This is a genomic window from Enterobacter sp. CCUG 70166, assembly GCF_020224095.1.
Lineage (GTDB): Bacteria > Pseudomonadota > Gammaproteobacteria > Enterobacterales > Enterobacteriaceae > Enterobacter > Enterobacter intestinihominis.
In genome coordinates this window covers 44,149-58,399 of record NZ_NRIQ01000051.1, presented here as the reverse complement: position 1 = coordinate 58,399, position 14,251 = coordinate 44,149, and the positions used below count along the sequence as shown (strand labels likewise).

Sequence of the window (14,251 nt, the reverse complement as noted above, 5' to 3'; positions counted from 1 at the left end):
ACTCTCAAGAGGATCAACTATGGAACTCAACGGTAAAGTCGCGCTCATCACCGGTGCTTCAAGCGGAATTGGTGCCTCCACGGCCAAAAAGTTAGCGGAACAGGGCGTCAGGGTGGGTCTCGCTGCCCGCCGTCTGGATCGTCTTCAGGCGCTGGTGTCTGAAATTGAGGCTGCTGGCGGGGAAGCCATGGCGCTGGCCATGGATGTCACTGACCCGGCCTCAGTTAATAAAGGGGTGGAGGCACTGCACAAACGCTATGGCCATATTGATATCGCCTTTAATAACGCCGGGCTGATGCCGATTTCGGATATCGCCAGCCTCCGGGTTGACGAGTGGCATCGAATGGTAGATGTAAACGTAAAGGGCCTGTTTAACACGGTCGCGGCCGTATTGCCGATTATGCAGTCACAGCGCTCGGGTCATATCATCAATACCTCGTCGATCGCCGGGCGTAAAACGTTTCCCGGACTGGGCGTATACTGCGCGACGAAGCACGCGGTTGCCGCCTTCTCGGATATTTTGCGTATGGAGCTGGCCCCTCAGTTCAACATTCGCGTCACCTCGCTTCAGCCGGGTGCCGTTGAAAGTGAATTATTCGAGCATATCAGTGACGAAAATTATCGTGCACAGATGGAACAGCTGAAGGAGAAGATGACGTTCCTGAAAGCCGATGATATCGCCGACTCGATTCTTTACGTATTGCAGGCACCGGAACATGTGGACGTGGCAGAGCTGTTTATTATGCCGACCGAACAGCCGTGGTAAGAGGGTGAAGCGGGTCAGGCTGGTGCCTGACCCGCAACGTTAGTTTGCAGAGGCCGTAGGTCTGATGGTGATTTCGGTGGTATCGACACTCTCAGGCGCCTCGATGATGTGGCGCACGGCGCGAGCGATATCAGCCGGTTTGAGAGCAATAGCCCGGTACGCATCCATCACCGCCATGGTTTCTTCGTGCGTGATGGTCGAGGCCAGTTCGCTTTCCACTACCCCAGGGTTGACGCAGGACACACGGATGTTCGAACTTTCCTGACGTAAACCATCGGAAATGGCCCGTACCGCAAATTTGGTCGCGCAATAGACGGCGGCCGTGGGCACGACGGACAAGGCACCAATCGAGCCTATATTGACGATCTGCCCCGAGCCCTGGGCTTCCATAATCGGCAAAACAGCACCAATACCCCACAGTACGCCCTTGATATTTACGTCAATGGTGCGCTCCCATTCATCCTGCTTGCCAGCCGAAAGGGGAGAGAGAGGCATAATGCCCGCGTTGTTAATAAGTACGTCAATGCGGCCCCACTTATCCCGTGCTGCCTGAACGAAGGCGGCCATCGACTGGCGGCTGGTAACGTCTAATACCTGAGCCTCTGCCTCCCCACCTGCGCTGCGGATTTCATCAGCCAGAGCGTGGATGCGATCCAGCCTCCGTGCACCCACGAACACTTTTGCGCCTGCCTTGCCGAGCTCTCTGGCGATACCTTCTCCGATACCGCTGGAGGCGCCGGTAATTAAGATGACTTTGTTCATGTTTTACTCCTTCAGTTGAGTTCACTGCAATCATAGATACAGACCATTGTTTCTTGTATCCTGCCTTTACTGGACTCACTGGTTAGCAATGTTAAACAATGAAAATCGATCTTAATTTGTTACCGCTTTTTCTGGCGGTCGCCGAAGAACGCAGCTTCAGCGCTGCCGCCGGGCGCCTGGGCATAACCCGTTCCGCTGTCAGCCAGGGAATAAGACGTCTCGAAGATGGGTTTCAGACCCTGCTGGTGATGCGCACCACGCGCTCGGTAAGGCTCACCGAAGCGGGTTAACGGTTGCATAAATCGTTGCTGGGGCCCATCGCCAACATTGAGGCGGCTTTTGACGACATCACCTCGGACAGCATACCGCGCGGACAGCTCAGGATCGCTGTTACCTCAATTGCGGAAGCGTTTCTTTCGGGCCCACTGCTCGCCTCGTTTACGGCCGCGCATCCTGCGGTATCGCTTGATGTTTTCGTGTCAGATGAGGAATTCGATATCGTGGCAGCGGGCTATGACGCCGGGGTGAGGCTGGGCGAAGTTATCGAAAAAGACATGATCGCTATTCCCCTTACGGGCCAGCAGCGTGAACGGGTGGTGGCTTCACCTTCCTATCTGGCGACACACAGCGCACCGACGCACCCCCGTGAACTGGTCGCTCATCGGTGTATCGGCTGGCGCCCTTCCCCGGACGTTGCCCCCTATCGCTGGGAGTTTGAGGAAGCAGGCGTCCCTTTCGATGTGGCAATTGAACCACAAATCACCACTAACGATCTGCGTCTTATGCTCAGCCTCGCGCTGGCCGGCGGTGGTATAACCTTTGCCACGGAGGACACCTTCACACCGTACATTGAATCAGGACAGCTGGTTTCCTTACTGGATGCGTTTCTTCCATCTTTTCCTGGTTTTTATCTCTATTTTCCCCAGCGCCACAATATGGCCCCCAAGCTCAGAGCCCTGATCGAGCACATCCGCCAGTGGCGACAGCTCCCCGCCACGCAGCCTACACTGCGTTAAATGGTTCCAACCCTGAATGCAGATTTTCCTCAATCTACTGCGTCCCTTTGATGAGCATCAACGACAGCACGTCATTACCATGGAAAATGACAACGGACACGATGGGCAGGACTTCACACAAGGATGGAACCTTAAAAATGTACAGACCAATAGTTGTTATCCTCTTTATTCTTTTGACATTAGCCGCCCTCGTGGAAATCGGCATAATTTCTTTAGGCTAATACCGATAGCCTCTGAAAGGCCACGCTTGCGGCCTTTTATTTATTAAACATGAGAAGAAAACACGTTATTTTTTGAGTAGCAGAAATTAACCCGCCCGTAAAAATATATTTTATAAATGAGAGAGTTTTAAATATATCATACACCAGATATTTCACCCTAACTTAAACTACAATTAAGCAGCAATTAAACCTAACCAAAATTAGATATTTATCGCATATTATAATTATTAATATCGCCCCACCAGCACCGTTTTAAGGGTTGCACCTTTTACGCCAAAACCCTTTATCCACGCGCCCTCATAGCTAACGGAATATATTCACGCTATCAATTAATCTCCCCTGCAATAGCCGCGCTGGGTTTACTAACACTTAATTTGCTTATTCAGACATTTATAGCTATATCATTTTTATAACGAAATAATTTAATACCTGCACAAACAATAAGGCTTATAAATCGCAAACATATAAATAAACAACTATTTCCTGTGTAAATAATTAGCTTTGCCCTGAGGTTGCCACTTTTAATCCTGGCGGGCATCGGTCGCGCTAAAGAAAGTAACGGTAAATCCTGTTTATTAAACAGTATTTTCGCCGGGAGCGCGTTCATCCCTTCAGAAACGATGGCTTTGTTTGACACGCCGTAACCAATCACTCTGCTGGAGTAATAACTGTATGAGCCAAATATCTGTTATATCTAAATTAACTGGCGTGGAAACGACCACGGAAGGGACACAGATAACACTCGATCACTCCTCAATCGTTAAGCTTAACGTGGATCGAGCCAACATCGCAGATTACTCCCGCAGCGGAAACGATCTGGTGATTACCCTCAATTCGGGCGAAGTGATTACCCTCAAGAATTTCTACGTCGCTGATGCGCAGGGCGTAAGCCAGCTGGTGCTTGAAGAGAGTGACGGAGCGCTGTGGTGGATTGAAGATCCAACCGGTGCCGCGACCTATGAATCCATCGCCTCCACCGATGCATTACTGGCGGCGTCAGGGAGTGATGCTGGTGGCGCCGCTGCGTGGCCCTGGGTGCTGGGTGGCCTGGCCGCCGCAGGTGGGATTGCTATTGCGGCGGGAACCGGCGGTGGAGGTGGCGGAGATGACGATAACAACAACCCGAATCCCGGTAATCCGGGAAATCCTTCCGAACCTGATACTACGCCTCCGAATGCTCCCACTAATCTTCAGGTCTCACCTGACGGCAAAATCGTAACAGGTACGGCTGAACCGGGCAGCACGATTACCCTTAAAGATGCCGATGGCAACACCATTGGAACGGGCAAGGTCGGCAGCGACGGCAAATTTACTATCGATCTCGGTACGCCGCTCACCAACGGGGAGCAGATCACCGCCACGGCCACCGACCCGTCCGGCAATACCAGCCAGGGTGGTCAGGTCACAGCACCGGATCTCACCGCGCCGGATGCACCTGCCAATCTGGAGGTTTCGCCTGACGGCAAAACCGTCTCCGGTACGGCTGAGCCGGGCAGCACCGTGACACTGAAAGATGCCGATGGCAACACCATCGGAACGGGCAAGGCTGGCAGCGACGGGAAATTTACTATCGATCTCGGCACGCCGCTCACCAACGGGGAGCAGATCAGCGCCACCGCCACCGATCCGTCCGGCAATACCAGCCCGGGCGTTCAGGTCACGGCACCGGATTCAACCGCGCCGGCTGCCCCCGAGATTGTCACCGTCAATGATAACGTGGGCACCGAAGCGGGCCCGCTGAGCAACGGACAACGCACGGACGATGCACGCCCGACGTTCAGCGGCATCAGTGAAGCTGGCACCGTTATTACCTTCTATGACAACGGCAGGCCGATCGGCACCGCCACGGCCGATGCTACCGGGAAATGGAGCTTTAACCCGTCGACCAACCTGTCTGAAGGAAACCACGCCATTACCACCACCGCGACCGATGCGGCAGGCAACCAGAGCGGCCTGTCTCAGCCGATCAACTTTACCGTCGATCTTACGCCGCCAGACATGCCGGAGGCGACGCTCAATTCGACAGGCACGCAAATCACCGGTACTGCCGAGCCGGGCAGCAAAATTGTCATCACCAACAACGCCGGGGTGCAAATCGGGACCGCCACTGCCGACAGCAACGGCAACTACATCGCCAACCTGAACCCTGCACAAGTGAACGGCGAGATCATCTCCGTGGTCGCCTCCGATGCCGCAGGCAACCAGAGTTCCCCGGCGCTGGTTAACGCAGCGGACATCACCGCGCCTGCTGCACCGGGTAACCTGGTGGTGGCGGAAGACGGGGCAAGCGTCAGCGGAACCGCCGAGCCAAACAGCACGATTATTATTAAAGCGCCGGACGGTACGATCATCGGCCAGGCCACCGCCGGTCCGGACGGCACCTTTACCATCCCGATTTCGCCAGCCCAGACCAACGGCGAAGCCCTTGCAGTGACGGCCACCGACGGCAGCGGCAACACCAGTCCGTCCGGCTTTGCCGACGCGCCAGACAGCACGCCACCGCTGGCACCGGAAAACGTGGTGATCTCTGCCGACGGCACCACGGTAACCGGTACAGCCGAGCCGGGCAGCACCGTCACCATTCGTGAAAATGGCGTTAAGGTCGGGGAAGCGGTCGCCGACGATCAGGGTAATTTCAGCGTTGATCTGATCCCGCCGAAAGCCAACGGCGAAGCCCTGACCGCAGATGCCACCGATACCGCCGGAAACACCGGCCCGACCGCGCCGTTTGACGCGCCGGACATCACCGCGGCACAAACCCCGGTCATCACAGGCGTGGAGGATGATGCGCTCGACGTCACCGGTCCTGTCAGCCAGAACGGTCTCACCAACGACAAAACCCCGACCATCAACGGAACGGGCGAGCCCGGCACAACGATCACCCTCTACAGCGGCACCACTGAAATCGGCACTGCGGTGGTTGGGCCTGACGGCCAGTGGTCCATCACGCTGGAAACGGATCTTCCCGACGGCGGGCACGTGCTGACGGCGACGGCGGTTGACGCCAACAATAACCTCAGCGGGACATCGAACACCTGGAGCATCACGGTGGATACCGCCGCGCCGGGCGCTCCAGCCATTACGCAGGTCATTGATGACGTACCGGGCCGCACGGGGCCGCTCGACAACAACCAAATCACCAACGACACGCTCCCGACGCTGAACGGTACCGGCGAGCCGGGCTCCACCGTGACGATCCGCCTGGACGGACAGGATATTGGTACTGCCATTGTGAACAACGGTGGCGCATGGACCTTCACGCCCACTACCGCATTAGGGAACGGGCAGCATACGTTCACCGTCGTCGCGAGCGATGCGGCCGGCAACACCAGCGCATCATCACCCGGCTTTACCTTTACCGTCGATACCACTCCGCCACCGGCGGCCACCCTTGACACCGTCTCCGATAACATCGGCACTGTGCAGGTTCCGCTTAACAGCGGGGATACTACCGATGACACGCTGCCGCAGCTGCAGGGAACCGCACCGGAAGGCACCACCATCACTATCTATGACGGGACCACCCTGCTCGGCACGGCCGTGCTTGACGGCAGCGGCGGCTGGAGCTTTACGCCAACCACGCCGCTGACGGACGGCCCGCATTCGCTGACGGTCCACGCGACGGATGAGGCGGGTAATACCACCATCTCGCCACCGTTTGAGCTGGCGATCGACACGACCGCGCCTGCAACGCCGGATATTCCTGAGATCACCGTGAACCCGGACGGCGCCACACCGGGGACGGCTCTGAATCCTGGGGAGACCACCCGCGATACCACACCAACCCTGAGCGGCTCGGGCACGCCGGGAGATACCGTAAGCATTTACGATGGCGCAACCAAAATAGGTGAAGCCGAGATCGATGGCGACGGTAACTGGAGCTGGACACCGGAAGATCCGCTCCCTGACGGCACCTACGATCTCTCCCTGACGGTGACCAATCAGGACAGCGCCGGGAACGAAAGCGCACCGTCCACGCCAGTGACCATTACCATTGATACCGACGCGCCGGGCCAGCCGGGGATCCCGACAGTGACAGACAGCGTAAGCCAGATCACCGGGCCAGTGGACAACGGCGGAACCACCAACGATCCGCGCCCGGTACTGAGCGGCACCGGTACGCCGAATGACGTCATTACCATCTATGACCAGGTGGGTACAGGCGAGCCGCAGGCCGTGGGCAGCGTCACGGTGGACGGTAGCGGTAACTGGAGCTGGCGTCCTGAGAGCAACATTGGCGAAGGGACGCACCAATACACGGCGACCGCCACCGATGAAGCCGACAATGAATCTCTGCCATCAACCGGTATCACGATAACGGTCGACACCCTCGCCCCGGATACCCCGCTCATCGGTTCCATTGGCGGCGCTCAGAATGGAGGCTCAACCAACGATAACACACCTGTCATTGGCGGAGGCGGCACGACCGGCGAAACGGTGATTATCTACAACAACGGCGTGGAAGTGGATCGCGTTGAAATCGCCAATGGCGAGTGGTCATACACCCTGCCGACACAAACCGATGGTCCGCTGAATATCACCGTCGCCGCGGTGGACGACGCGGGTAACCTGAGCCCGGTCAGCCCGGTCTTTAGCGTGACGGTCGATACGCAGGCACCGACCGTGCCGCAAATTGACGCCGTCTCTGACAGCCAACTGACCAACAGCGTGCTTTACACCCGCGACGGTACCCCAACCCTCACCGGGATTGGCGAGCCGGGTTCGAGCGTAACCGTTTCTGTAGATGGCACGCCGTCTCCGGTGGTCGTGGTGGTTCAGCCGAACGGGACATGGTCCTGGACAGCCGACCCCGCGCTTGCGGAAGGGCCGCATACCTTCTCGGTTGCCGCAAGTGACGCGGCGGGGAATACCTCCGCCAGCTCCGGCGATCTCAGCGTGACGGTGGATACGCTGCTTCCTGCAACGCCAACCAATATCACCATTGCCGCAGAGGGCACGCCACTGACCGGTACGGCAGATGACGGAACCACGGTGACGGTGCGTGACGCCGGCGGCAATATCATCGGGACCGGGGTCGCGACGGGAGGCATCTTCTCCATCGCCCTCTCCCCGGCCCAACTGGATCCCGCGACGCTGACGCTGTTCGCCACGGACGCCGCAGGTAATGCAAGCCCGACAACCACCTTTGACGTACCGGACTCCCCGCTTATTCTGCCAGCGGTGCCGGTGATTACGGCAATCAACGATGATGCCGATCCCGTCACTGGCGATGTGAAAGACAAAACCACCAATGACACCACGCCTACCCTTACCGGCACCGCCGATCCGGGTAGCGTCATCACCATTTATCTGGATGGGGCGCTGGTTCCGCTGACCGAAATTGTTGCGGATACAGACGGCAACTGGAGCTATACGCTTCTACTGCCGCTCGCGGAAGGCCCACACACCTTCGCCGTCACCGCCACGAATACCGGCACCGGCGCGACCAGCGGGCAGTCGCCGATCGCGACCGTCACCGTCGACCTCACCGATCCGACCGCACCAGCCATCGGTGCGGTGACCGATGACGTAGGCCCGGTCACCGGCCCAATCGCTGACGGGCAGAGCACCAACGACAACCGTCCTACCCTGACCGGAACAGGCACGGCCGGGGACACCATTACGGTGTACGATGACGGCGACCCGCTGGGCACCGTTGTTGTCGGTCCGACCGGCACCTGGAGCTACACGCCGCCTGCGCTGGACGACGGCAGCCACACCCTGACCGTGACCGCCACCGACCCGGCAGGCAATGAGAGCGCCCCGTCGGCCGGGATCACCATCGTTGTCGACACCGTCTCTACCACGCCGGTGATTACCAGCGTGACGGATAACGCAGGCAATGCGGCAACGCCAGTCCCAAGCGGCGATCCAACCAACGACACTACGCCAACCCTGACCGGTAGCGCCGAGCCGAACAGCGTCGTCGCCATTTTTGATGGCGCTACGCAAATTGGTACGGTGGCAGCAGACGGCACCGGTGCCTGGACATTTACTCCTGAAACCGCCCTCGGCGAAGGGACGCATGACTTTACCGTCAGAGCGACGGATCCGCAGGGCAACGTCAGCCAGCCGTCCAACGCCTGGAGCGTCGAAATCGATCTGACTGCGCCACAGGTGCCGACGATCGTTACGGTCAGCGACAATGCCCCGGGAGGCACAACCGGCCCGCTTACCGCCGGGCAGGTGACCAATGACACCACGCCAACCCTCAGCGGCTCCGGTCAGGCGGGTACCATCATTCACGTGCTGAATAACGGCGTGGAGATCGGCACCACCACGGTCGACGGCAGCGGCAACTGGACCTTTACGCCGGATCCGGTACTGACTGACGGGACGTATAACCTGCGCGTTAACGCCAGCGATGATGTCGGAAACGTCTCCGCCAACTCGCCAGTGTTCGCCTTTACGGTGGATACCGCCGGGCCTGCGGCCCCGGTGGTTACCACGGTAATAGACGATGTCAGCCCGGGAACGGGAACCCTCGCCAGCGACGGCTCCACGAACGACACCCGTCCAACCTTCAACGGTACGGGGGAAGTGGGCGCAACGGTACACGTTATTGTCGATGATGTGGAAATTGGCACGGCGGTCGTCAACGCCCAGGGTAACTGGACCTTCACGCCGACCACTGAACTGGGCGAAGGGCCGCACGTTATTACCTTCAACGCCACCGATGCCGCAGGCAATACCGGGGTCACCTCACCACCGTTCAACCTGACGGTGGATACCTCGGTGCCTGAGGCACCGGTCTTTACCCCGGCCACTGACGATGCTGGTACCGTGCTGGGCCCGGTCGCCTCGGGACAAAGCACAGACGACACCACGCCAACACTGAACGGCACCGCGGCGGCCAACGCGACCATCACCATTTATGAAAGTGGCCGTGAAGTGGGTACCGCCGTGGCGGACGCAAACGGCGTATGGAGCTTTACCACCGGTACGCTGGCAAACGGCAGCCACACCTGGACCGCCACGGTAACCGATGCCGCGGGCAACGTCAGCCCTGCCTCACCAGGCTTTACGCTGGTGGTAGATACGGCTGCGCCTGTCGCGCCGGTTATCACCCAGGCGATTGACGACGTTGGCACCATCACCGGGGCAATAGGTTCCGGCCAGACCACCAACGATCCTCTCCCGCGTCTGGTGGGGACCAGCGAGCCGCTGGCCACCGTGAATATTTATGAGGGCACCACGCTGGTGGGCACCGGTACTGCCGATGCCGATGGCAACTGGACCGTCGATATCACCGTGCCGCTGGACAGTGGGTCACACACCTTTACCGCAGAAGCAACGGATCAGGCGGGTAACACCAGCACGTCGTCCGCCGACTTCAGCCTGACCATTGACACCACGCCGCCAGCGCTGCCGGTGCTGACCAGCATCACCGACGATGTCGGTAACGCCGCTGCGCCTGTCGCCAACGGCGGGTTAACCAACGACGCGCGGCCAACGCTCACCGGTACGGCAGAAGCCGGCGCGACGGTCACCATCTTTGATAATGGGGTACAGATTGGCACCGCAGTCGCCACCGGCGGCGCGTGGAGCTTTACGCCTTCCACCCCGCTGGCTGACGGGCCGCATAATCTGACCTTCTCCGCTACCGACGCGGTGGGCAACGCCAGCGCGCAGACCGGCGGTTACACCATTAATGTGGATGCCACCGCCCCTGTCGCACCGGCAATCACCTCGATTGAGGATGATGTGGGGACCGTCACCGGACCTGTTACTGGCACCAACCCAACCAACGACACCCGTCCGACCTTAAACGGTACGGCAGAAGCCAATGCCACCGTACGTATTTACGACGGCACGACGCTGGTGGGGACCGTCACTGCCGATGCCAACGGCAACTGGACGCTGCCGCAAACCAGCACCACGCTGACGGAAGGCGCGCATAACTTCACCGCAACCGCCACCGATGCCGCGGGCAATACCAGCGTGGCTTCACCGATTATCACGATTAACGTTGACCTGACGCCGCCACCAGCTCCAACCGCGCTGGCGGTGATCACCAACGGGACGCAGGTCACCGGTACAGCGGAAGCGGGAAGCACCGTCACCATCACCAGCAGCACCGGAACCGTGCTTGGAACGGCCGTCGCGGACGGTAGCGGAAGCTTCAGCGCCACCATCACCCCTGCACAGACCGCCGGTGAATCCCTGATCGTCTTTGCTACCGATAAGGCCGGTAACGCGGGTATCACCACCTCCGTGATTGCCCCGATCACCACAATCCCGAACGCGCCTGTTATCGCCAATATTGACGATAACGTTGGCACGGTGACGGGCAACCTGACCAACGGGAATACCACCGATGACACCACGCCAACCCTGAGCGGCACGGCGCAGCCGAACACGACCATCACCCTCTATAACAACGGGGTGCTGATGGGCACGGTCACCGCGAATGCCAGCGGCAACTGGAGCTTCACCACGCCGGTGCTGAGTGAAGGCCCGCATGACTTCACCGCCACGGCGAGCAACGGCTCGGGCACCAGCCCGATTTCCACGTCGACCACCGTCATTGTCGATCTCACTGCGCCAACGGCTCCAACCGGGACCTTCAACGCAGACGGCAGCGTACTGACCGGTAGCGCTGAAGCGGGCAGCACCGTCACCATCCGCCTGGCGGATAATTCAACGGTCACCGCCACGGCGGACAGCAACGGTTCCTGGAGCTACACCTTCCTCAATAAACAGACGGAAGGTCAGACGCTGCAAATCACCGCCACCGATGCGGCAGGCAACGTTTCGCTGCCCGGCTCAGCCCTTGCGCCGGTGGTGCCGCTCTCTGCCAGCACCAACGCTGAAGAACTGGCGCTCACGACCACCGCCACGGTGACCAATTCGCAGTACAGCGACTATGGTTTCCTGCTGGTAGGCGCCTTAGGTAACGTGCTGACGCTGCTCGGCAACGACACCGCGCAGGTAGGTTTCACCGTCGGCAACGGCGGCAGTGCGGATATTGCCGTGAACGCCAACGCCACGGGTGCCGTTCTTTCCCTGCTCAATACCCTTGAGCTGGTGGTACAGCGCTTCGACGCCGCCAACAACACCTGGACCACCGTGGTCGATACCGGGCAGCCGCAGTTCGCTGACCTGTTGACCCTCGGCGCGACGGGGGTGTCGCTGAACCTGAACGGGCTGGCGAATGGTCAGTATCGCGTCCTGAGCTACAACACTAACCTGCTGGCAACCGGCTCTTACACCAGCCTCGATGTGGCGGTGAAAGAGACCAGCGCAGGCACCGTGTCCGGCGAGACCAGCGTTGTCGGGAACGTCATCACTGACGTGGATCCAACCGCAGGCAGCGACAACGCCCCGGCGGGCACCACCGTCACTACGGTCACCAACGCCCAGGGCACCACCACCAGCGTTACGGCTGACGGCACGGTGATTCAGGGGCAATACGGCACGCTGACCATCAACCTGGACGGCAGCTATACCTATAACCTGACCAACACCAGCGCCGCCGTCATTGGCCGCACGGAGAACTTTACCTACACCATCACCCATAACGGCACCAGCGCCTCGGCAAATCTGGTTTTGTCGCTGGGCGAAGGCACTACCAGCAGCGGGATCGTGGCCGTGGACGATACCGCCTCGCTGACCTTCGACACCACCGTGGAGGCGATCAACAACGGCACCTCGTCGCAGGGCGGCTTTACCCTGGTGGGGATCAACCTTGGCAATACCCTGGGGCTGAACCTGCTGGACGATCTGGCCAACCCGATCATCTATAACGTGGAAGAAGGCACCACCCGCACCATGACCGTTCAGGCGTCCGTGGGCGGCGTCGCGCTGGCCTCGGTGTTCGACCTCTACATCTATAAGTTCAACAATGCGACGCAGACCTTCGAGCAGATGCGCGTTGAACCCGGCTGGCTGCGCGCGCCGCTGCTGGGCGGCACTTCCCCGCAGCTGACGTTGAACCTGCCCGCTGGCGAGTACCTGTTCCTGCTCAATACGGCGGCGGGGATCACCGCGCTGACGGCCTACACGCTGAACGTCTTGCAGGATCATGTCTACAGCGTGGCAAGCGTGAGCGAGAGCACGACCGGGGATGTGCTGGCGGATGATATTGCGCCAGCAGGTACCGTGGTCTCCGACGTTAACGGCGTGGCGGTGAACAGCAGCGGCCTGACGGAGATCACCGGCGAGTACGGTACGCTGCGGATCAACGCAGCCGGGGAGTACACTTACACCCTGGACAGCGGAGTCGGCGCTGACAGCATCAGCACCCCAGATACCTTCGTCTACACCATCACCGCGCCGAACGGCTCGAAAGACACGGCATCGCTGAACATCACCCCGACCGCGCAGCCAATGGACGCGGTGAACGATGTCAGCACGGCGATGGACGTGAACTCGGTGCACCGCACCGCCGCATACTCGGATACCACCGTCGGGTCGGCGAGCTGGAACGCCGCGCTGCTTGCCTCAACCCAGGGCAGCGGAAGCGGGACCTTCGTGGTGGATCCTAATACTGCACTGCATAACGTGGTTCTGTCGTTTAACGTCGCCTCGCTGCTGACCCTTACCGGGTTAACGGTCGACTGGACGCTGACCAACGGCACCACCACCCTCAGATCCGGCTCATTTAACGGCGGGCTGCTGCTGGGCGGCAGGGCGACGATCAACCTGACGGGCCTCGATCTGGAAGCGGGAACCTATACGCTGAACTATACCGGCAGAATGGGACCGCTGGGGGTGGGAAATATCACCGTTACCCCAAGCGTCACCGGGACCAGCTACTCCCTGTCGCAGTTTGACGCCACGGGCACCCACACCGTTGACGGCAATATCTTCGACGGCACCGGCTCCGCGGGCGCGATGGACCAGCTGCACTCGGTGGATACCCGTCTCAGCATTACCGGCTACGACGGCGTAACCACCACGCTGGATCCGTACACCGGCAGCACGCAGGTAAACATCACGGGCCACTACGGCACGCTGGCAATTGCCGCAGACGGCAGTTACACCTACACACTCAACCCGGGGATATCGTTCTCTACCATCACCAGCAAGGAGGTCTTTAACTACACCCTGACCGACGCCAACGGCACCCGGGATACCGCCTCGCTGACCATCAATATGGCACCGAAATTTGTCAGTTCGGAACATAACGATGTGATTAGCGGCACGGCCTACGGCGACACGCTGATTTATCAGGTGTTGAACACTACGGCGGGTAACGCCACCGCAGGTAACAGCACGGGTGACCACTGGACGAACTTCTCCCTGTCGCAGGGAGACAAGATCGACATTGGCGATCTGCTGGTGGGCTGGAACGGTAGCGCGTCGACGCTGGGGAACTATGTCTCTGTTTCACAAAGCGGTAACAATACTGTGATCTCCATCGACCGTGACGGCACGGGAGCCGCCTACACTAAATCTACGCTCGTTACGCTGGACAACGTTCAGACCACCTACGACGAGCTTGTAAACCAGCAACACATCATTACCTGATAGCACCTGCAAGA

At 59.5% G+C, this 14,251-nt stretch carries 3 protein-coding genes and 1 pseudogene; 3 read left to right on the top strand and 1 reads right to left on the bottom strand.

All coding sequences use genetic code 11. The features are described 5' to 3' along the window. Window positions 1–19: 19 nt before the first annotated feature. Window positions 20–766, top strand: coding sequence for an SDR family oxidoreductase (locus CKK19_RS21035; RefSeq protein ID WP_022649104.1), 747 nt, complete (start codon window positions 20–22; stop codon window positions 764–766). A 39-nt stretch (window positions 767–805) separates the two neighbouring features. Here CKK19_RS21035 and CKK19_RS21030 read toward each other — a convergent pair whose 3' ends face one another. Next, on the bottom strand, window positions 806–1,528 hold the full coding sequence (locus CKK19_RS21030) for an SDR family oxidoreductase (protein WP_063148624.1): 723 nt from the start codon (window positions 1,526–1,528) through the stop codon (window positions 806–808). A gap of 98 nt (window positions 1,529–1,626) precedes the next feature. Here CKK19_RS21030 and CKK19_RS21025 point away from each other — a divergent pair. Together CKK19_RS21025 and CKK19_RS21020 are read left to right on the top strand one after the other, a co-directional pair. Continuing rightward, window positions 1,627–2,544 (top strand): annotated as a pseudogene (locus tag CKK19_RS21025) (LysR family transcriptional regulator). A gap of 893 nt (window positions 2,545–3,437) precedes the next feature. Beyond that, window positions 3,438–14,237: a BapA/Bap/LapF family large adhesin gene (locus CKK19_RS21020; protein ID WP_225455217.1), complete on the top strand. Its 10,800-nt coding sequence runs from the start codon at window positions 3,438–3,440 to the stop codon at window positions 14,235–14,237. The last annotated feature ends 14 nt before the right edge of the window (window positions 14,238–14,251 follow it).